Annotated in this window: 24 protein-coding genes; 13 read left to right on the plus strand and 11 right to left on the minus strand. The window is 68.0% G+C overall.

Going from position 1 to position 19978, the window contains the following annotated elements:
- Window positions 1–63: 63 nt before the first annotated feature.
- The 3 genes from WBN46_RS04555 to WBN46_RS04565 all read right to left on the minus strand — a co-directional run bounded on the left by WBN46_RS04555 (window position 64) and on the right by WBN46_RS04565 (window position 3067).
- Entirely contained in the window at window positions 64–618 is a 555-nt protein-coding gene (locus WBN46_RS04555) for a DUF6622 family protein (protein WP_337730475.1), read from the minus strand.
- A 137-nt stretch (window positions 619–755) separates the two neighbouring features.
- Window positions 756–1886, minus strand: a complete 1131-nt coding sequence (locus WBN46_RS04560; protein WP_142123584.1) for a PilT/PilU family type 4a pilus ATPase — start codon at window positions 1884–1886, stop codon at window positions 756–758.
- A gap of 143 nt (window positions 1887–2029) precedes the next feature.
- Window positions 2030–3067, minus strand: coding sequence for a type IV pilus twitching motility protein PilT (locus WBN46_RS04565; protein WP_192200351.1), 1038 nt, complete (start codon window positions 3065–3067; stop codon window positions 2030–2032).
- A gap of 93 nt (window positions 3068–3160) precedes the next feature.
- Between WBN46_RS04565 and WBN46_RS04570 the strand changes: the two genes are divergently transcribed.
- The 3 genes from WBN46_RS04570 to WBN46_RS04580 are packed head-to-tail and all read left to right on the plus strand — an operon-like array spanning window position 3161 to window position 5242.
- The gene (locus tag WBN46_RS04570) at window positions 3161–3844 is read left to right on the plus strand and encodes a YggS family pyridoxal phosphate-dependent enzyme (RefSeq protein WP_337730882.1); all 684 of its coding nucleotides are present in this window, start codon (window positions 3161–3163) and stop codon (window positions 3842–3844) included.
- A 40-nt stretch (window positions 3845–3884) separates the two neighbouring features.
- Entirely contained in the window at window positions 3885–4730 is an 846-nt protein-coding gene (gene proC / locus WBN46_RS04575; protein ID WP_337730476.1) for a pyrroline-5-carboxylate reductase, read from the plus strand.
- A gap of 59 nt (window positions 4731–4789) precedes the next feature.
- Complete coding sequence (locus WBN46_RS04580; RefSeq protein ID WP_337730477.1) at window positions 4790–5242, plus strand: DUF4426 domain-containing protein; 453 nt, start codon at window positions 4790–4792, stop codon at window positions 5240–5242.
- 158 nt (window positions 5243–5400) lie between these two features.
- Here WBN46_RS04580 and WBN46_RS04585 read toward each other — a convergent pair whose 3' ends face one another.
- From WBN46_RS04585 to pdxH, 3 genes are read right to left on the minus strand one after another with little or no spacing between them, the layout of a single operon-like run.
- Window positions 5401–6195: a cobalamin-binding protein gene (locus tag WBN46_RS04585; protein WP_337730478.1), complete on the minus strand. Its 795-nt coding sequence runs from the start codon at window positions 6193–6195 to the stop codon at window positions 5401–5403.
- Between the two features lie 3 nt (window positions 6196–6198).
- On the minus strand, window positions 6199–6675 hold the full coding sequence (gene aac(6') / locus WBN46_RS04590) for an aminoglycoside 6'-N-acetyltransferase (protein ID WP_337730479.1): 477 nt from the start codon (window positions 6673–6675) through the stop codon (window positions 6199–6201).
- On the minus strand, window positions 6648–7250 hold the full coding sequence (gene pdxH, locus WBN46_RS04595) for a pyridoxamine 5'-phosphate oxidase (RefSeq protein WP_337730480.1): 603 nt from the start codon (window positions 7248–7250) through the stop codon (window positions 6648–6650). Before pdxH ends, aac(6') begins: the two co-directional genes overlap by 28 nt.
- Window positions 7251–7300: 50 nt before the next feature.
- Here pdxH and WBN46_RS04600 point away from each other — a divergent pair, with 50 nt between their 5' ends.
- Complete coding sequence (locus tag WBN46_RS04600; RefSeq protein WP_337730883.1) at window positions 7301–8113, plus strand: kinase; 813 nt, start codon at window positions 7301–7303, stop codon at window positions 8111–8113.
- A gap of 148 nt (window positions 8114–8261) precedes the next feature.
- On the opposite strand, the gene WBN46_RS04605 is transcribed toward WBN46_RS04600, so the two are convergent.
- Window positions 8262–8465 (minus strand): dodecin family protein, encoded by a 204-nt coding sequence (locus tag WBN46_RS04605; RefSeq protein ID WP_142123577.1) that lies wholly within the window; start codon window positions 8463–8465, stop codon window positions 8262–8264.
- Window positions 8466–8570: 105 nt separating this feature from the next.
- Here WBN46_RS04605 and WBN46_RS04610 point away from each other — a divergent pair, with 105 nt between their 5' ends.
- From WBN46_RS04610 to WBN46_RS04635, 6 genes are read left to right on the plus strand one after another with little or no spacing between them, the layout of a single operon-like run.
- On the plus strand, window positions 8571–9113 hold the full coding sequence (locus WBN46_RS04610) for a shikimate kinase (RefSeq protein WP_337730481.1): 543 nt from the start codon (window positions 8571–8573) through the stop codon (window positions 9111–9113).
- Entirely contained in the window at window positions 9110–10213 is a 1104-nt protein-coding gene (gene aroB / locus WBN46_RS04615; protein ID WP_337730482.1) for a 3-dehydroquinate synthase, read from the plus strand. The genes WBN46_RS04610 and aroB overlap by 4 nt, the downstream gene beginning before the upstream one ends.
- A gap of 9 nt (window positions 10214–10222) precedes the next feature.
- On the plus strand, window positions 10223–10477 hold the full coding sequence (locus tag WBN46_RS04620) for a WGR domain-containing protein (protein WP_093300856.1): 255 nt from the start codon (window positions 10223–10225) through the stop codon (window positions 10475–10477).
- Between the two features lie 20 nt (window positions 10478–10497).
- Window positions 10498–11568 (plus strand): uroporphyrinogen decarboxylase, encoded by a 1071-nt coding sequence (gene hemE / locus WBN46_RS04625; protein ID WP_337730483.1) that lies wholly within the window; start codon window positions 10498–10500, stop codon window positions 11566–11568.
- Window positions 11569–11597: 29 nt separating this feature from the next.
- Window positions 11598–12233: a hypothetical protein gene (locus WBN46_RS04630; protein WP_337730484.1), complete on the plus strand. Its 636-nt coding sequence runs from the start codon at window positions 11598–11600 to the stop codon at window positions 12231–12233.
- 4 nt (window positions 12234–12237) lie between these two features.
- The gene (locus WBN46_RS04635) at window positions 12238–12723 is read left to right on the plus strand and encodes a hypothetical protein (protein WP_337730485.1); all 486 of its coding nucleotides are present in this window, start codon (window positions 12238–12240) and stop codon (window positions 12721–12723) included.
- A gap of 10 nt (window positions 12724–12733) precedes the next feature.
- Here the strand turns inward: WBN46_RS04635 and WBN46_RS04640 are convergent, their stop codons facing one another.
- Window positions 12734–13702: a hypothetical protein gene (locus WBN46_RS04640; RefSeq protein WP_337730486.1), complete on the minus strand. Its 969-nt coding sequence runs from the start codon at window positions 13700–13702 to the stop codon at window positions 12734–12736.
- Window positions 13699–17265 (minus strand): ATP-binding protein, encoded by a 3567-nt coding sequence (locus WBN46_RS04645; protein ID WP_337730487.1) that lies wholly within the window; start codon window positions 17263–17265, stop codon window positions 13699–13701. Before WBN46_RS04645 ends, WBN46_RS04640 begins: the two co-directional genes overlap by 4 nt.
- A 111-nt stretch (window positions 17266–17376) precedes the next feature.
- Here WBN46_RS04645 and WBN46_RS04650 point away from each other — a divergent pair, with 111 nt between their 5' ends.
- The 3 genes from WBN46_RS04650 to WBN46_RS04660 are packed head-to-tail and all read left to right on the plus strand — an operon-like array spanning window position 17377 to window position 19215.
- On the plus strand, window positions 17377–18039 hold the full coding sequence (locus WBN46_RS04650) for a YceI family protein (RefSeq protein ID WP_337730488.1): 663 nt from the start codon (window positions 17377–17379) through the stop codon (window positions 18037–18039).
- Window positions 18036–18668, plus strand: a complete 633-nt coding sequence (locus WBN46_RS04655) for a cytochrome b (protein ID WP_337730489.1) — start codon at window positions 18036–18038, stop codon at window positions 18666–18668. The genes WBN46_RS04650 and WBN46_RS04655 overlap by 4 nt, the downstream gene beginning before the upstream one ends.
- A complete protein-coding gene (locus WBN46_RS04660; RefSeq protein ID WP_337730490.1) occupies window positions 18655–19215 on the plus strand; it encodes a YceI family protein in 561 nt (186 codons plus the stop codon). Before WBN46_RS04655 ends, WBN46_RS04660 begins: the two co-directional genes overlap by 14 nt.
- A gap of 12 nt (window positions 19216–19227) precedes the next feature.
- Here the strand turns inward: WBN46_RS04660 and WBN46_RS04665 are convergent, their stop codons facing one another.
- The gene (locus WBN46_RS04665; RefSeq protein ID WP_337730491.1) at window positions 19228–19701 is read right to left on the minus strand and encodes a hypothetical protein; all 474 of its coding nucleotides are present in this window, start codon (window positions 19699–19701) and stop codon (window positions 19228–19230) included.
- A complete protein-coding gene (locus WBN46_RS04670; protein ID WP_298125639.1) occupies window positions 19698–19922 on the minus strand; it encodes a glutaredoxin family protein in 225 nt (74 codons plus the stop codon). The genes WBN46_RS04665 and WBN46_RS04670 overlap by 4 nt, the downstream gene beginning before the upstream one ends.
- Window positions 19923–19978: the final 56 nt, after the last annotated feature.

The following is a 19978-nucleotide window of genomic DNA, read 5'->3' on the forward strand; positions in this document are numbered from 1 at the left end:
GCTGGATCATCAGCGCCTTGATGACGGGTATCGCCTTCGGCTCAACCCATCCTACCTGTCTCGTCAGGCACTACGCTCCACCAGCCGCTGCCGCTTCATCACCGCCAGCACTCGCAGCGCACGCGCCATGAACATTCCGCTGAAGAGCCCGTACGTACCGGCGACCACAACGACCGCGGTTATCGTCCCGAGCACGCCCGGCTTCATGGCATGGACCACCGCCACCGCGTACTTGAAGAAGAAGATGCCCATCATCAACGCCAGGGGCACCCAGCTGCCGGCGACGGTGAACCGCCGGGTCTCGGCATCGTAGGACGCGCGGTGCGAAGGCACCCGCACCAGGGCGATGGCCACCACGGCGACCCACGCGCAAGCCCACGCCGCCAGCGCCGTGACGTGGGCATCGAAGGTCGACCAGACCGAGTACAGCGACCAGGCCAACATGGCGAGCGGCAGCACGATGAGGCGGCCGCGAGAAACCCGGCGCGTCCTGCTCTGGAGATAACCCAGGTAGACCAGGCCGAAGAACAGACCAAAAACCCAAAGGGGGGTGTGCGAGAGGATCTGCGTCATGGGGCAAGGGTCCTGGAGAGGCCGACATCGCGTCGGTTCCCGCACATCATCGGATCCAGCTGTCGTGCAATGAGGTGCCGGAAGTCAACATTTTCGGGTGCCGGAGGTCCTTGAAGGCAGGCGACTGCCCACGAAAAAGGGGCGGTCACCCGCCCCTTCCGTTTGACGTGTACTGCGCGGAATCAGCGGACTTCCGCAATCTCCACGCCGTCCAGCCCCTGCGCCAGTGTGCGGGCATCGCCGCCCTGGGCCAGCTTGATGCGCAGGCGCACTTCGTTCTGCGAATCGGCGAAGCGCAGCGCGTCCTCGTAGCTGATCTCGCCGGCCTGGTACAGCTCGAACAGGGCCTGGTCGAAGGTCTTCATGCCGAGGTTGGTGGATTCCTTCATCACTTCCTTCAGCTTGTGCACCTCGCCTTCGCGGATGTAGTCCTGCACCAGCGGCGTGCCGAGCAGGATCTCCATCGCCACGCGGCGCGCCTTGCCGTCCGGCGTGGGGATCAGCTGCTGCGCCACCACGCCCTTGAGGTTCAGCGACAGGTCCATCAGCAGCTGGGTGCGGCGGTCTTCCGGGAAGAAGTTGATGATGCGGTCCATCGCCTGGTTGGCGTTGTTGGCGTGCAGCGTGCACAGCACCAGGTGGCCGGTTTCGGCGAACGCGATGGCGTGGTCCATGCCTTCGCGCGTGCGCACTTCGCCGATCATGATGACGTCGGGCGCCTGGCGCAGGGTGTTCTTCAGCGCCGCGTCCCAGCTGTCGGTGTCGATGCCCACTTCACGCTGCGTGATGATGCAGCCCTCATGCTTGTGCACGAACTCGATGGGGTCTTCGATGGTGATGATGTGGCCGGTGGAATTCTGGTTGCGGTAGCCGATCATCGCCGCCAGCGAGGTGGACTTGCCGGTACCGGTGGCGCCGACGAAGATGATGATGCCGCGCTTGGTCATGGCCAGCGTCTTGATGACCGGCGGCAGGTTCAGCTCTTCGATGGTCGGGATGCGCGTTTCGATGCGGCGCAGCACCATGCCCACCTGGTTGCGCTGGTAGAAGCAGCTGACACGGAAGCGGCCCACGCCGGCCACGCCGATGGCGAAGTTGCACTCGTGGGTCTTTTCGAACTCCTCGCGCTGCGACGGCGTCATCACGTTCAGCACCAGGTCGCGCGACTGCTGCGATGTCAGCGGCGTCTGCGTGATCGGCGAGATCTTGCCGTTCACCTTGATGGATGGCGGCATGCCGGACGTGATGAACAGGTCCGACGCCTTCTGGTGCGCCATCAGCTTGAGGAACGAGGTGAAATCGATGGTGCTCATGGGTGGCTCCTGGAGGAGCCGTGATTCGTGATTCGTGAGCAGTGACTCGCAGGAACGGACGTCCCGGCCGCGCATTCACTCCATCACTTCATCAGAACCCCGGCTTTTGAAAAATCACGAATCGCGAATCACCCCGCACAAGGCTATTCGAACAGACGCTTGTCCTTCGCGTATTCCTTGGCCTGCTGCCGGGTGATGAGGCTGCGCTTCACCAGATCCTGCAGATGCTGGTCCAGGGTCATCATTCCGTAGTTCTGGCCGGTCTGGATGGACGAGTACATCTGCGCCACCTTGTCCTCGCGGATCAGGTTGCGGATGGCCGGCGTGCCCACCATGATTTCCCAGGCTGCGGTACGGCCACCGCCGATCTTCTTCAGCAGCGCCTGCGAAATGACCGCACGCAACGATTCGGACAGCATCGAGCGCACCATCGGCTTCTCGCCGGCGGGGAACACGTCGATGATGCGGTCGATGGTCTTGGCCGCCGAACTGGTATGCAGGGTGGCGAACACCAGATGGCCCGTTTCCGCAGCGGTCAGCGCCAGGCGGATGGTTTCCAGATCGCGCAACTCGCCGACCAGGATGTAGTCGGGATCCTCGCGGAGGGCCGAGCGCAGCGCCTCGTTGAAGCCGTGCGTATCGCGATGCACTTCGCGCTGGTTGATCAGGCACTTCTGCGAGGTGTGCACGAACTCGATCGGATCCTCGACGCTGAGGATGTGGCCGTACTCGTTCTTGTTGATGTGGTCGATCATCGCCGCCAGCGTGGTCGACTTGCCCGAGCCGGTCGGGCCGGTGACCAGGATCAGGCCCTGCGGCTGCTGGATCAGCTCGCGGAACAGCGGCGGGCAACCCAGGTCTTCCAGGGTCAGCACTTCCGAGGGAATGGTACGGAATACCGCACCCGCACCGCGGTTCTGGTTGAACGCATTGACGCGGAAGCGCGCCAGCGACGGGATCTCGAACGAGAAGTCGACTTCCAGGAATTCCTCGAAGTCGCGCCGCTGCTTGTCCGACATGATGTCGTAGACCAGCGCATGCACCTGCTTGTGGTCGAGTGCCGGGATGTTGATGCGGCGCACGTCGCCGTCCACGCGGATCATCGGCGGCAGGCCGGCTGACAGGTGGAGGTCCGATGCCTTGTTCTTTACCGAGAACGCCAAGAGTTCGGCGATATCCATGACGCTGCTTCCCCAAGTTGCTGCGAACTGGAACGTTACTTCCCCGAAGGGCAGTATAGCGCCCTTGCCGTTTCCGCCAATGGTTGGATGAACATGCTCGCCGACGCTCTCAGCGAGACCCTGCAACGTCTTGAAAACGCAGCGGATGCCGCCCATCGGCCAGTACCCGATCTGCTGGCCGTGTCCAAGCTGCACCCCGCCGCCGCCGTGGCCGCACTGGCCCGTACCGGGCAGCGCGCCTTCGGCGAGAACTACGTGCAGGAGGCGCAGGCGAAGATCGGCGAACTGGCCGGCATGGGGCTGGAATGGCATCTCATCGGCCACCTGCAATCGAACAAGGCCGAGATCGCCGCACGCATCTTCGACTGGGTGCAAACGGTAGACCGTCACACATTGATCGGCGCCCTGTCACGCTATCGGCCTGCGGATCGCCCGCCCCTGAATGTGCTCATCCAGGTGAACATCGACGATGAGGCCAGCAAGCACGGCTGCCATCCCGACGAGGTGATGACCCTGGCCGATGCCATCGCCGCGGCACCCGGACTGCGACTGCGCGGACTGATGGCGATTCCCGCCCCGCATCCGGACCCGGCCGCACGCGCGGCGGCATTCAGCCGCATGAAGTCGCTGCAGGATGCGCTGGCGTCGCGGCACCCTGGCATCGACACTCTGTCGATGGGCATGAGCGATGACTTCGCACAGGCCATCGCGCATGGCGCCACGATGGTCCGTATCGGCACCGCACTGTTCGGCGCGCGGCCGGCGCGAACCGCTTGATTCTGCCTCCCACCCAGCCGCTTCCACGAGGCTCCACCTCATGACCCGCTCGAACACTTCCCCTCTGTTGACGCATCCGCTTGCCTTCATCGGCGGCGGCAACATGGCGCGCAGCCTGATCGGTGGCCTGGTCAAGCGCGGCGCGGATCCCTCGCGCATCCGCGTGGCGGAACCCGCGGAACCCCTGCGTGCCGCGCTGGCGGCAGATTTCGGCGTGCAGGTCTTCGGCGAAGCAGGCGAAGCCGCTTACGGTGCCGATACCTGGTTGTTCGCGGTGAAGCCGCAGGTGATGCGCGCGGTGTGCGAAGGCCTCGCGCCGCTTGCGCAGTCGCAGCGGCCATTGGCTGTGTCCATCGCGGCCGGCATCACGACCACGCAGATGCAGCGCTGGCTGGGTGGCGGCGTGCCGGTGGTCCGCAGCATGCCCAACACGCCCGCCCTGCTGGGTGCCGGTGTCACCGGGCTGCACGCCAGCAGCGAAGTCGATGCGGCGGGCCGGCAGCGCGCCGAGTTGCTGCTGTCCGCAGCAGGACCGACGGTGTGGATCGAGGCGGAGGCCACGATGGATGCGGTCACCGGCGTATCGGGAAGCGGGCCGGCCTATGTCTTCCTGCTTGCCGAAGCGATGGAAACGGCGGCGAAGGCGGAAGGCCTGTCCGACGAGGCGGCACGTACGCTGGTACTGCAGACCGTGCTGGGCGCGGCGCGCATGCTGACCGAGAGCGGTGAAACCCCGGCCGAGCTGCGCCGTCGCGTCACCTCGCCCAACGGCACCACGCAAGCGGCCATCGAGACCTTCCAGGCAGGCGGCTTCGAAACGCTGGTGGCACAGGCCGTGCACGCCGCCACCGTGCGTGGCGGCGAGTTGTCGGCGGCGAACGACTGAACCTGCATCCGCCTCCTTCCCGACGTCGTACGCTACCCAGGCCCACATCCCCCATGCCCATGAAACGATTCGCCGCCCCGTTCGTCCTGGTCCTGCTGTCCGCCTGCTCCGGCGGCGAGGCCCCGCGCACCGCGGAGTTCGTGCAAGCCACGCCGGCCGAGGCCGACTTCGGTACCCTGCGCGTGCGCTACAACGCGCTGCCAACGCTGGCGTTGAGCGAGGCGGTCGCCAGGCAGTACGGCGTGCCACGCGACGCCGGCACGGCGCTGGTGCTGGTCGCGCTGCGCACCGTGGACGGTGGCGAAGAGGTCGATGCGGATGGCAACGTCAGCGTCACCGCGCACGACCTGTCCGGCGCGCGGCAGGCCATCACGCTGCGCAAGGTCGACGCCGGCGGCTACGCGGACCATATAGGCACGGCGCGCATCTCGCCGCGCAATTCCTACCGTTTCGAAATCGAGGTGACGGCCGGCGGTCGAACCGAGACGGTGAAGTTCCAGCGGAATTTCTGACGGCCGGCTCGTCCCATGCAGGAGCGACGCAAGTCGCGACCGCACGCCATCCGTGACATCGACCCATGGCAAACGTGAGGATCGCGAACGTCCCATTCCGTCTCGCGACGTCCAGTCCGCGGTCGCGACTTACGTCGCTCCTACAACGGACACCAGCCTCACGCGCGCCGCGCCGCCCACCCCTGCACGATCGCCGCGATCGCCCGCACGCCATCCGTCAGCGCCGCCGGACCCGGCTGCAGGATCAACGGCGACTTGATCTCGTGGAGTTCGCCGTTGCGCACGGCGGGAATGGCATCCCAACCCGGCCGTTGCGCGACCTTGTCGGGGCGGAACTTCTTGCCGCACCACGAGCCGAGGATGATGTCCGGCGCACGCCGCACGACCTCGCTGCCGTCGGCGAGGATGCGCTGCTTCGCCAGCGGCTCGCGCGCCATCTCGGGAAACACGTCATCGCCACCCGCGATACCGATCAGTTCCGACACCCAGCGGATGCCGGTGATCTGCGGTTCGTCCCATTCCTCGAAGTAGACCGCCGGTCGGCGCGGCAGGCGCGCCGCCTGTGCACGCACGTCATCCAGCCCGCGCTGCAGCGCATCGGCGTACTCGTTGGCGCGTGCGGCGGCACCGACCAGTGCGCCGAGTCGCCGGACGTAGTCGACGATGCCGTCCACGCTGCGGTGGTTGCTGATCCAGACCTCCACGCCATGCCGCACGAGTTCGGCGGCGATATCGGCCTGGATGTCGGAGAAACCGATCGCGAGATCCGGCTGCAGCTTCAGGATCTCGCCGATCTTCGCGCTGGTGAACGCGCTGACCTTCGGCTTCTCCTTGCGCACCTGCGGCGGCCGCACGGTGAACCCGCTGATGCCGACGATGCGGTCCTGCTCGCCCAGCGCATACAGTGTTTCGGTGGGCTCCTCGGTGAGGCAGACGATGCGTTGCGGGCCCATGGTTCAGTCGACCAGCCGCTTGCGGAAATACACCACGCGCTCGGTCTCCTCGAAGCCGCAGGCCGCATGCGCCGCATGGCTGGCGGTGTTGTCGAGCAACGCATCCGACGCCAACTCGACGCAGCCGCGTGCACGCGTCCAGGCTTCCACCTGCGCGATCAGCGCACGCCCCACGCCACGTCCGCGCCAGGCGGGGGCGACATACCAGCCCTCCAGGAAACCGACCGGCGAGCCGTCGGTACCGTTGACGTAGTCGTGCCGCAGACTGGCTTCGGCCAGGCCGATGGCATGGCCCTCCCCGTCGAAGGCCAGCCATGCGACGCCGCGCGTGGCGTCCCAGACCCCGGCCTCCTCACGCAGTTCCGCAGCATCGGCATCCGGCCACAGTCCGGCGCGCAGTGCGACCCAGGCCGTGACGTCCGACGGCGCGGCCTCCGCGATACGTACCTCGCTCAAGGAAACAGCATCCGCTTGCTCCATACGCCGGCAGCATCGCATTCGTAGCGCCAGCGCTCGTGCAGCCGGAACTGCGCGCCGTACCAGAACTCGATCGCCTCCGGTGCCACGCGGTAACCGCTCCATCCGTCCGGGCGCGGCACGTCGGCACCGGCGAAGCGTGCCTCCACCTCCGCCATGCGCGTCTCGAAGGCTTTGCGCGAATCCAGCGTCTCGGACTGGATCGAAGCCCACGCGCCCAGCTGGCTCTGGCGTGGGCGGGAGGCGAAGTAGGCATCGGCTTCGGCATCGCTGACCGCCGTCACCGTGCCTTCCACGCGCACCTGGATGCCGGCCTCGCGCAGGCTGCGCCACAGGAACAGCAGCGCGGCCCACGGGTTGTCGTGCAGCTCGCGCCCCTTCTGGCTGTGGGTGTGGGTGTAGAAGACGAAGCCCAGTTCGTCGAACGCCTTCAGCAACACGGTGCGTGCGGAGGGACGGCCGTCCGGCGTGGCGGTGGCCAGCGTCATCGCATTGGGTTCGACTTCGGTGCCCGATGACTTGGCCTCGCCGTAGAGTGTGGCGAACGTGGACAGGGCTTCGGCGTACAGATCGGTCATGGCGTGGTCAGGGCAGCGCCCGCGTGCCGGGCATGCGCTATTGTCGCGCGATGAGGCAGGCTGCGCATCCCGAGGGCTTTCCCGACGTTCTCGTCCGCGACGCGCTTGCCGCCGCGCGCGCATTGCCTGCGCGCACGCCGGTCTTCGCCATCACCGGCCTGCAGGGAAGTGGCAAATCGACGCTGGCCCACCAGATCGCCACGCAGGCAGAAGCGGCCCACCTGCGCGTCGCCGTGCTGTCGCTGGACGACCTGTACCTGACCCGTGCCGATCGTGTGCGTCTTGCCGGAGATGTGCACCCCTTGCTCGCCACGCGCGGGCCGCCGGGGACTCATGACGTGGCACTCGGCTGCCGCGTACTGGATGCGTTGCGTGCCGGCCAGGACACCGCACTGCCCCGATTCGACAAGCTGGCCGATGACCGTCTGCCAGAAACCGGCTGGCCACGCATCGCGGAACGGGTGGACCTGGTGCTGTTCGAAGGCTGGTGCCTGAACGCCGTGCCCGAGGACGACGCGGCCCTGCACGTGCCACTCAATGCGCTGGAACGCGACGAAGACTCTGGCGGCGTGTGGCGCCGGTACTGCAACGATGCCCTGCGCCGCGACTATCCCGCGCTGTGGTCGCGCATCGACGCGCTGTGGTTCCTGCAGCCGCCGGGCTTCGACATTGTACGGACCTGGCGCTGGCAGCAGGAACAGGCGATGGTGGCGCAGGACCCTGCACGCACCGGCATGGATCGCGCGCAGCTGGACCGCTTCATCCAGCACTACGAGCGGACCAGCCGGCACCTGCTGGTGACGCTGCCGGGAATGGCGGACAGGACGATAGCGCTGGATGAGGCGCGCACCCCGCGTCTGTAGGTGTAGGAGCGACGTGAGTCGCGACCGCACGCCCGCAGGTTCAGCGGCGCATGAGGCTCGGAATTGTCATCCCGCCCAGGCAGTTTCCGTTCGTGCCCGATCCGCGGTCGCGACTCACGTCGCTCCTACAGGGGGTACGCTGATGGCGTCACGCCACTACGAAACTGATCCGCAGGTTCACGCGCCACTCGGTGACGTTGCCGCCATCGTCGGTGACGACCTTGATCTCGTTGACCCAGGCCCCCTTGATGTTCTTCACGGTCTCGGACGTCTTTTTCAGGCCCACCTTCACGGCGTCTTCCATGCTGGTCTTGGATGACGCATTGACCTCGATGATCTTGGCGACGGACATGGTGCTTCCCTCCTCGGTTGCCCCGGCAAGACGCCGGACGGCCACCGTAGACCCGCCGGTGTTAAGGCCACGCCACGCGTGGGCAGTGCTAGCATCTGGAGCATCATGAATCCGGCCCCCAACCTGATCCTGGTCGGCCCCACCGGGGCCGGCAAGACATCCATCGGCAAGCGCGTGGCCGAGCGCTTCGGGCTGGTGTTCGTGGACGCGGACCAGGCCATCGTCGATCGCACCGGCGCCAGCATCACCACCCTGTTCGAGCACATCGGCGAAGCCGGCTTCCGCGAGCGCGAGAAGGCGACCCTGGGCGAACTGCTGGCCGGCCATGGCCAACTGGTCTCCACGGGCGGCGGCGCGGTCCTGGATGCGGACAACCGCGTCCTGATGAGGCAGCGCGGCTATGTGGTCTACCTGCAGGTCAGCGTGGAGGCGCAGTTGCGCCGGCTCGGCCGCTGCACCAACCGCCCGTTGCTGCAACGCCCGGACCGCGAACAGGTATTGCAGGACATGGCCACCCTGCGCGAGCCGTTTTATCGTGACGTGGCGGACCTGACCCTGGACACCGACGGCCTGACGCCGCCCGAGGCGACCGCCCGCCTGACCCAGCTGCTGGCGCATCGCTGGCAGCCCATCGAAGAGAACGCATGAGCAACGCACGCACCGTCGACGTCGGCGGCGAGACGCCCTACACCATCGCCATCGGCCCGGGACTGCTGTCCGATGGCACCGCGCTCGCCGGACACGTGCGCGGCCGGCACGTGCTGCTGGTCAGCGACTCCATCGTCGCGCCGCTGTACGCGGGCAGGGTGCGCGAAGCCCTGCATGCCGCGCGCCCCGACCTGGCCATCGGCACCTTCATCCTGCCTGCGGGCGAAGAGTCGAAGACGCTGGCGCATTTCGGCCATGCCATCGAGGCACTGGCCACGCTGGGCGCCACCCGCGACGCCTGCGTGATCGCGCTGGGCGGCGGCGTGGTTGGCGACCTGGCCGGCTTCGCGGCGGCCTGCTGGATGCGCGGCGTGGACTGCGTGCAGGTGCCCACCACGCTGCTGTCGATGGTGGATTCGTCGGTGGGCGGCAAGACCGCCGTCGACATCCCGCAGGGCAAGAACCTGGTGGGCGCGTTCCATCCGCCACGGGCGGTGTTCGCCGACACGGAGGTATTGGCGACACTGCCACCGCGCGAATTGCGCGCCGGTCTGGCCGAAGTGATCAAGTACGGCGCCATCCGCGATGCGCGCTTCTTCCAGTGGCTGGAACAGGAACGCGAAGCGCTGCTGGCGATGGACGGCGAGGCGCTGGCACTGGCCATCGCCGCCAGCTGCGAGCACAAGGCCGAGATCGTGGCGCGCGACCCGCTGGAAAAGGGCGAGCGAGCGCTGCTGAACTTCGGCCACACCTTCGGCCACGCCATCGAGACCGAGCAGGGCTACGGCGGCCTGGGCAACGACAACCTCAACCATGGCGAAGCCGTGGCGGTGGGCATGGTGCTGGCCGCGCGGCTTTCCGCCGGGCTCGGCATGGCCCCGGCGACCGACACCGACCGCCTGGAAACCCTGCTGGCGGGCTACGGGCTGCCGACGCATATTCCGGCCGGACTGGCACCGGAGGCCCTGCTTGCCCGCATGCGCCTGGACAAGAAGAACCTGGCCGGGCGCCTGCGGCTGGTGCTGTGGCGGGGCCTGGGCCAGGCCGATGTGGTGCCGGACGTGGACGAAAGCCGCGTGCTGGCGCTGCTGTCCGGCTAAAATGCCGGCATGCGCGTCTTCCTCCAGCAACGCCCCGACGCGGGCGAAGCGCCCCGCTACGTCCAGCTGACCCTGCAGCCCGATCTGTTCGGCGGCTGGGAGCTGTTGCGCGAAACCGGCCAGATCGGCGGTCGCGCCACGCTCAAGCGCGAACAGTACCTGCTGCAGGACGAGGCCAACGCGGCCTTCGAGAAGGCCCGCGACAGCCACCTCAAGCGTGGCTTCCAGCTGATGTTCGCCCGCGGCGCCGACGCGCCCAAGTAACCCTTTCCCCCGGATTCCCGATGACTGCCCTCAAGAACGATCGTTTCCTGCGCGCCCTGCGCCGCGAACCCGTGGACCGCACGCCCGTCTGGCTGATGCGCCAGGCCGGCCGCTACCTGCCGGAGTACCGTGCCACCCGCAAGGAGGCCGGCAGCTTCCTCGGCATGGCGAAGAACCCCGACATCGCCTGCGAAGTCACCCTGCAGCCGCTGCGTCGCTTCGACCTGGACGCGGCGATCCTGTTCTCCGACATCCTGACCATTCCGGATGCGATGGGCCTGGGCCTGTACTTCGTCGAAGGCGAAGGCCCGAAGTTCGAGCGCACCGTGCGCAGCGCCGCCGACGCGGCCAAGCTCGGCGTGCCGGACATGGAAACCGAACTGCGCTACGTGATGGATGCGGTGCGCGTGATCCGGCGCGAACTGGACGGCAAGGTCCCGCTGATCGGGTTCTCCGGCAGCCCGTGGACGCTGGCCTGCTACATGGTGGAAGGCGGCGGCAGCAAGGACTTCGCGCGCATCAAGGCGATGGCGCTGAACGAGCCGGACACGCTGCATCGGCTGCTCTCGGTCAACACCGACGCGGTGATTGCCTACCTCGCCGCGCAGCGCTCCGCTGGCGCGCAGGCACTGCAGGTGTTCGACACCTGGGGCGGCGTGCTGAGCCCGGCGATGTACCGCGAGTTCTCCCTGCCCTACCTGCAGCGCATCGCGAAGGAGCTGCAGCGTGGCGAGGGTAGCGAACGCACGCCCTTGATCCTGTTCGGCAAAGGCACCGCCGCCTATCTCGAAGACCTGGCCGACACCGGCGCCGAGGGCGTCGGCGTGGACTGGCTGGTGGAGTTGTCCGAGGCCGCACGTCGCACGCAGGGCAAGGTCGCGCTGCAGGGCAACCTGGATCCGGCCACGCTGTACGGCTCGCCCGACGCCATCCGCCGCGAGGCGCGCCGCGCGCTGGACAGCTATCGCGACGGCAACGGCGGTTCGCGCGAGGGCCACGTCTTCAACCTTGGCCACGGCATGTCGCCGGACATGAACCCGGACCACGTCGCGGTGCTGGTGGACGAAGTGCACGCCTACAGCGCGCGCTGATCCACGCCCTTTCCCGCCGGAGTGACGCAATGGAATGCCGCCCCCTGCTCGCCCCCGCTGCCGCCAGCCTGTTGCTGATGGCAGGGGCACATGCCCGCGCCGAAGACAACCGCGCGCCACACGTCCTGCATGTTGCCGGAGGTGACTTCCCGGCGCTGGTGATGGTGGTGCCGGATGACCACGCATCGCACGCACTGGACGTCGCGCCGGGCTGCGAACGCATCCGCGCACGCCGCCTGGATGAACTCGCGCCCGGATGGCGGCAACACGTGGTCCGCGTGGAACTGGACTGCGATGACGCCATGGCCGATGACGAAAGCGAAGCGCTCACGGCCGTGAATGCCCGTGCGCTGCTGCATCCTGAGCGCGTGCGGTTGGCGGGCCAGCCGGTGACGGAAGTGCGCCTGATGGATTCCCAGCGCTGGGGCGATCATCAATACGTGCTGGCGACGCCTTACGTCACGGCCGCGCCCGCGCTGCGGCGGTTCGTCGAAGATACCTGCCGCGAACAGGCCATCGCGCGGGAAGCAGTGGACATGGCCTGCACGATGCTGAAAGCCGACGATGGCCTTTACCTCCCGGCCGGCGATACCGGCGGGATCTGGATCCACGCCGATCCGGACGACGCCACCCGTACGCTGTACGTCGAAGCCTGGGCGGACTGAGGCCATGCGCTGCCTTGCCCTGTTCCTCCTGGCCTGCATAGCGCCTTCATTCGCTGAAGCAGGCGGACAACCGGCCTTCGTCGGCACGTATGGCCACGGCGCGACCGCACTCCCCGATGACGTGGTGTGGATCGTGCAGCAGGCAGGCGACCACTGGCGCGTCGTGCAGGTAGCCGATGGCGCGGCGTCCGACGCGCATCGATTGCAGCGGCGTGGCCGCGACGCATTCTGGGCCCGCATGGATTGGCCCGAGGGGACCAACGCCGAAGCGGACTGCCTCAGCTGGGGCGAAAAGCCCGGATCGCTCGAAGACCTGCTGTCGGATGTTCCGCCCGTGCCTTCCGCCCCCGGCGAAGACTACGGCCATGCCCTGCTCTGCCATGTGCCGCAGCCGTCACGCGCACGGATCGCGTGGCTGGCGGACAACACCAGCGACTGGTTCTACTACGACCCTGTGTTCGGCGTGATCGAAGTCCGCGCGTTGCGCTGAGGACGCAGGATCACCCCACGCCCGTGCGGCGTCCGCGCAGCCGTGGCGTGGTGCCGTCCGAGCGCTCCGGCGGCAGGCGATATTCGAAGCGGATCTCGCGCATGCCGTCCGGCACGGCGATCTCCATCATCTCGGGCGACACGCACCGGCCCCGCAGCACGTCGCGGATCGATTGGGCCTCGCTGCGCAGCCGCGCCATGTCCTGCTCGCGTGCGATCACCGCCGGGCGAAGATAGACCGTATCGTCGGCGATCCACATTTCGTCCTCGCGCCCGTCGTTCGTACTGGCCATCACCGCCTCCGGCCTCACGCCGCCCACAGGCAGCGGACTGACCTGCAGGATCTGCCGGCAGCGTCCTGTGTTCAGCACGCGCACCTCCTTGGCGAAGCCGGCGAGCAAGGCCTCGGCCTGCCCCTGCACATCCTCGTCGGAAGCAGTATCGGCCTCCACGCTGTAGCGGATCTTGATGAAGTACAGGTCGCGCACGGTCATCGCGAGCACGGACCGGTACCGCTTCTCGCGCATCGGGATCTCCATCGCGAACGAACGTGCCTTGACGGCCAGGTCGCCCAGCATCCCTTCGCCCGCCACCGGCTGCGAGGGGAGCGTCCGCGCGTCGCCCGGGCGCACGTCGCCGGCGCCGCGTGCGCGCGCGATCTGTACGATTTCGTCGACGCTCTGGTCGAACACGCGCTCGAATGCCGGATCGAACATCACGCCGGCCGGGTACAGGTACAGGTCCATCCAGCGATCCGGCTTGCGGGTGTCCTGGTAACGCACCGACACGCCCAGTTCCTGCTGTTCGTAGCGTTTTTCGCCGACGGCCTCCCAGTCGCCCACGCGCAGCGGGTACAGCGCGCGACTGTCGGTGATGTAGTCGCCCAGCAACGGAGGCTGCTGCGTTTCGGCAGCCGCAGTGCCGGCCAGCGCCAGTATCAGCACCAGGAGCACGCCGAGCCCGGGTTTCGCGACCTTCAAGATGCTTCTCCCTTCTGCGGCCCGTCGCTGCGTTCGAGGAGCAATGCGATTGCCATGGCCAGCATGTCGCCGGTCACCGGCTTGCGGATGAAGTCGTCGAAGCCGGCCTGCCGCGCGAGCGGCTCTGCCTCCGCATCGGTGCGCGCGGTCAGCGCGATCAACGGCATGGTCACGCCCCGCAACCGCAACTGCTGCGCCAGCGCCATGCCATCCAGCCCGGGCAGGTCCAGGTCGAGGAACGCCAGGTCGAAGGCAGTGCCCGCGACCTCGGTCAACGCCGCCAGTCCGTGGGGAGCGTGCAGCACGCGATGCCCGCGCGCGCGCAGCAGCCCCGCCACCACGTCCGCCACCGTCGCATCGTCCTCGACCAGCAGGATGTCCAGCGGCCTCACCTGCGCCAGGGTACCCACGGGCGGCGCCGGCGCCTGCACCAGTTCGCCAGCACTCGCGTGCAAGGCCGGCAGGTCGACGGAGAAGCGCGTGCCCTTGCCCGGTGCGCTCTCCACCTCGATGCGCCCTCCCATCGCCACCGCCAGTTCCTGGCAGATCGCCAGGCCCAGCCCGCTGCCGCCATAGCGCGAAGTGGTCTGCGCACCCTCGGCCTGCTCGAAACGACGGAAGAGCCGCATCTGCTGCTCGGCGTTGATGCCCGGTCCGGTATCGCCCACCGTCAGGCGCAAGCCCTGCGGCGCCAGCGGCAGTGCATGCAGCGAGACATGGCCCGCCTCGGTGAACTTGATGGCGTTGCCCAGCAGGTTCAGCAGGATCTGCCGCAATCGCAGCGGGTCACCGCGCACCACGCGCGGCACGCCCGCCGCGATACCGTCATGGAAAGCGAGCCCGCGCTTGCCCGCCACCGGGCCCATCAGCGCGACCACGTCGCCGATCAGCGCATGCAGGTCGAACTCGATCTGCTGCAGTTCCAGCTTGCCTGCCTCGATCTTCGCCAGGTCCAGCGCATCGTTGACCAGCCGCAGGAGGTGCGTGCCCGCACGCTGGATCGCATTCGTGTAGCCCTGCTGGCGCTCGTCCAGCGGCGTGGCCTGCAGCAGTTCGGTCATGCCCAGCACGCCGGTCATGGGCGTGCGGATCTCGTGACCCAGCGTGGCCAGGAAGCGCGTCTTCGCCAGCGAAGCCTGCTCCGCCACCTCGCGCTTGTGCTCGGCCAGCTGCCATGCGCTCCGGCGACGCACCCGCCTGCGATACGCCGCGCCGGCCGCCAGCAGCATCAGCAGGCCCAGGACGGCGAACAGCGCCAGGCCCCAGGTGCTGCGCCACCATGGCGGCAGCACATGGACCTGCAGTATCAGTTCCTTCGATGCGTTGCCGGCGGCATCGAAGGCCTGCACCCGAAGGCGGTAACGGCCCGGCGTCAGCGTCGAGAACACGCGCTCACCGCTGGAACCCTGGTCCATCCAGCCGCTGTCGAACCCCTCCAGCAGGGAGCGATAACGATTGCCCAGCGGATTCTCGTAGCTCAGCAGGCGGGTGCCCACCAGCAGTTCGTGATCCTCCGGGCGCAGTTCCAGCGCCGCCATCGGCGGCAGGTGCAGCACCGTGTCGCCTCGACTCACCTGCAGGCTGTCCAGCACCAGGTTGGGCGTGATCGGTCGGGGATCGGGCAGGTGCGTGTCGAGCAGCGCCACCGAACCGTCCGCGGCCGTCGTGGCGAGCAGCCCGTCGGCGGTCATCAATATGCCGCGATCATTCAGCTCCTGGCTCAGCAAGCCTTCGCGCACACCGAAGTTGCGCAGCAATGCGCGCGAGCCACGCAGGTTGGGATCGATGCGGAACAGGCCGCGACGCGTCCCCAGCCACACGCGCCGCTGCGGGTCCACGGCCAGGCCCGTGGACTCGACGGCCGGCAGCCCTTCCGCCGCGCCGATCCGGCGCTCGCGCACCCAGCCATCCGCCTCGCGGCGCCATGCCTCCACTCCCGACATGCGGTGCAGCCAGAGACGGTCGCCATGTTCGAAAGCGAAGGCATACACGCGCTCACTGCCCAGCGCGGGCACGGCGACGAAACGGCCGGCATCGGGGTCCCAGTGCAGCATGCCCTCCGCGCCTCCCAGCCACACGCGGCCACTGGGCGAGACCGCGATACCCTCGATGTCGGGAAGACTGCCGCTTCCGCCCTCTTCCTTGCGGATCGTCCTGAGTACGCGCCCGCTGACGGCGTCGCGCTGCTGCACGCTGCCCATCTGCGTGACCAGCCACAGCGTGTCGTCCCTGGCCTCGACCAGCCAGTCGATGGACGTGTTGTCGGGCGCAGCATCATCCCCTTCATGCGCCCACTGCAGCATCGCGCCGGTTCGCGGATCCGTGCGGATCAAGCCATTGCGGTGGCCGATCCACACCTGTCCACGACGGTCCTCCAGCACGGAGGTGAGGCGCAGTTCCGACAGCAGGGCGGCATGGTGCGGCAGCGGCGTGACGTGGCCGCGGCGCGTATCCAGGCGTTCCACCTTGCCGGTACTGCTGGCGATCCAGACGCCGTCGGCACCCGCCTGCGACAGGCCGCGATACAGCCCGCCACCGAGCCCTTGCGCCGGCGAGAACGCGGCGATGCGCCGCCAATCCGAATGGAGATAGGCCAGGCCGCGCGTCGGCACGGGCACCCACAGGCCACCGTCCGGCAGCGCGATCACCGCCTGCAGCACGCGACCGATGCCCACGCTCTGCGCGTCGTAGTTCACCGGTGCAGGCGCGCGATCATCCTCGGTCCGCCACAATCCTCCCTGGCTGGCCAGCCAGTACTCGCCCTGGCCGTCGCTGGCCATCGCGATCAACGCATTGGGGCGCGCGAACATCGGCGACCAGGGCGGCGACACCCAGCGGCCCTCGGGCGACCAGCGGTGCACGCCATCGGACGCACCCACCCATACCGAGCCCCCGTCGGCGGTCACCGAGTAGATGATCAGCGCATCGCCGCCGGGCAACGCCAGCCGCTGCACACGCTGGCCGTCATAGCGCGCCAGGCCGCTCATGGTGCCGATCCACAGCACGCCCTTGGCGTCGAACGCCAGCGACAGCACGCTGTCCGACGGCAGGCCTCCGGCATCCCCTGCATCCGCCGCGAACCGCGTGATGCCGCCATCGGCCGACAACCGGTGCAATCCGCCGCCGAACGTGCCGAACCAGATGTCATTGCCGCGACTGGTGATCGCGAACACATCGTCGCTGCCCATCTGCGGATGGGTGGCCTGGCGGTAGTGCCGGAAACCCTTGCGGTCGTTCCCCATCATGCTCAGGCCGCCGTTCTCGGTCGCCACCCAGACCCGGTCCGCGGCATCGATATGCAGCGCCTGCACCACGTTCCCGGGCAGCGATGCCGGATCGGCGGGATCGTGTCGCCACACCTTGAACCCGACACCGTCGTAACGGGCCAGGCCATCCCAGGTGGCCACCCACAGGTAACCGGCGCGATCGCGCGCAAGCGCGGGAATGGTGGTGGAAGGCAGCCCGTCACCCGCGCCGAGCAGGCGGAAGCGCGGAATCTCGGGCACGGTCGCCGGCGCGGACGCGCACAGCAGACACAGCAGCAACAGCCACCACGCACGCATCACCATTCCTGCCCGCCTTCATTCCCTGGTTGCCCCTCGGGCATCGTCGCAACGGACCGTTGCACGCGCAAGCGGGGTATCTTCATGGGCCGGCCCCTAGAATCCGTCCCCATGCCCGGATCGTCCTCCCGCCGCCTGTTGTTGCGCGCCCTCTGCCTCGCGGCCTTGCTGCCGGCGGCCGCGTCCGCGCGAGACGCACTGGCCGAGTACCGGCTGGACCCGGTGCATACACGGGTGATGTTCGCCATCAGCCACGCCGGCTTCTCGCAAGCCATCGGCACTGTCTCCGGCAGCACCGGCACCCTCGCTTTCGATCCCGGCGACTGGACGCGCGCGCGCGTCGATGTGCGCGTACCGCTGGCGCGCGTGGACCTGGGCGACGCGGACTGGAACAAGGCCACGCTGGCGAAATCCCTGCTGGATGCCGAAGGCCACCCGGAAGCGCATTTCGTGTCCACGCGCGTGGAGCCCATCGACGCGGCACATGCGCGAGCGCACGGGGAACTGACCTTGCGCGGCGTCACGCGCGACATCGTCCTCGATGTCGTGCTGAATGCCGTCAAGCGTCATCCGATGCCACCGTTCCGCCGTACGGTGGGATTTTCCGCCACCACGACGATCAGCCGCGCCGATTTCGGCATCACGGCCTGGAAGTCGGTGATCGGCGACCAGGTGGAACTGCGCATCGAAGCCGAAGCCACGCACGACGGCAAGGCCGACGACCGCAACACCGACATCCAGCCTTCCCCGCCACCGCCGGAGCCGACGCCATGACCTTCAAGAACACCGACCAGCGCTGGGGTGCGATCAGCCAACTGTTCCACTGGCTCATCGTGGTGCTGATCCTGGTGATGGCCTACCTCGGCCTGACCATGGGCGACCTGCCCAACGGGCCGCGCAAGATCAACATCTACGCGCTGCACAAGTCGATCGGCCTGACCATCCTGGCGCTGGTCGTGCTGCGCGTGCTGTGGCGTATGTATGCCGGCACACCGGCGCCGGTGCCGGGCACGCCCACCTGGCAGCAGCGCATCGCGTCGGTGACGCACGTGCTGCTGTACGCGCTGCTGTTCGCCATTCCGCTATCCGGCTGGGCGCTGAACTCGTCGGCGGGCTATCCGCTGCAGTGGTTCAAGCTGTTCAACCTGCCGGCCATCACCGGCCGCGATGATGGCGTGCACGAAGCGGCCGAAGGCGCGCACGAACTGCTGTTCTGGGTACTCGTCGTGCTGGTGCTCGCCCATGCCGCCGCCGCGCTGTACCACCATCTCTTCCAGGGCGACGCCACGCTGACCCGCATGCTGCCGGGCCGCGCCAAGGCCGCGTCGCCCGCCCCCGCGGCGGTCGCCGCGCCGGCGACCCTTTCCCCCACCCCGCAGGATTCCCCCGATGAAAACCCCTGACCGTGCGCGCCTCGCACTCGCCTCCCTGTTGCTGGCCACCACGCCGGCCATGGCCGCCGACTACGTGCAGGCCCCCGGCTCCACGCTGGTCTTTGCCAGCAACTACCAAGGCGAAACCTTCACCGGCAAGTTCGGCAGCTTCACCACCACGATGAGCTTCGATCCCAAGCAGCTGGCCACCAGCAAGCTGGACGTCGCCATCCAGCTCGCCGGCACGCAGACCGGCAACAAGGACCGCGACGACACGCTGGTCTCGGCCGACTTCTTCAACGTGGGCAAGTTCGCGCAGGCCCGCTACACGGCGACCAAGTTCCGCGCGCTCGGCGGCAACCAGTACGCCGCCGACGGCACGCTGTCGCTGCGGGGCGCCAGCAAGCCCGTGACGCTGACCTTCACTTGGACGCCCGGTGCGCAGCCGGTGCTGAGCGGCAAGGCCACGGTAAAGCGCCTGGACTTCGGCATCGGCGGCGGTGACTGGGCCGATACCTCGACCATCCCGAATGACGTGGCCATCAGCACGAAGGTGGTACTGAAACCCAGGCCCTGAGACCCGGCATCTTCAGCCGGCCGGCACCGCAGGAATGCCGAAACACCCGCGCCTGCCCGCTTCGTCCGTGAGGCAGGCGCGATGTGCACCCTCCCCCGCCGCCGCAACGTCGGGACGGATGACGAGACCGAACACGTCGCCTGCCCGCGTCAGCAGGACGGCTTCCCAGATCGTGTCGTTGCTGCCCAGTTGCAGAAACCCCTGCCCATCGTGGTCCGCCGTCCGCAAGGGAGCGCCAGCGGCATCGCGCAGCATGCGGCGCAGGTTGCGCAGATCGAGATCGGCGGGCGCGCTGGTCACCGCTTTCAGCAGCACGATGCGTTCGATGGCGTCCACCGGCAGCACCTGCGAGAGCGTCCGGCCTTGCCACGCGAAAGCCTCGGCACGGCCCGGGCCCGTCTTCACCAGGTCCACGTCCGTTGCCGAGGCACTGCCGGACGCGATGCCCAGCAAGGCAAGCCAACGCGACCAGGCGCGCATGTTCATGGCAGCCACGCCTTCACACGATCCGCACTGAACGGCCAATCCAGCTCCGCCCCCGTCGCGTCGTCGCGCAGCACCGGCACCCGCGCGCCGTAACGCGCCTCCAGCACGTCGTCATGGTCGATGAAGACGCTTTCGAACGCCGGTACGCGTGAAGCGGCCAGCACGTCCAGCGCCAGATCGCACAGGTGGCAATCGTCACGCTGGTAAAGGATCAGGGGCATCGAGGTCCTCGTTCCGGCAATCTGCTGCGACGCGGGAAGGGTTGTCCGCGCCGGCG

Source organism: Pseudoxanthomonas sp. CCNWLW251 (genome assembly GCF_037402255.1).
GTDB lineage: Bacteria > Pseudomonadota > Gammaproteobacteria > Xanthomonadales > Xanthomonadaceae > Pseudoxanthomonas_A.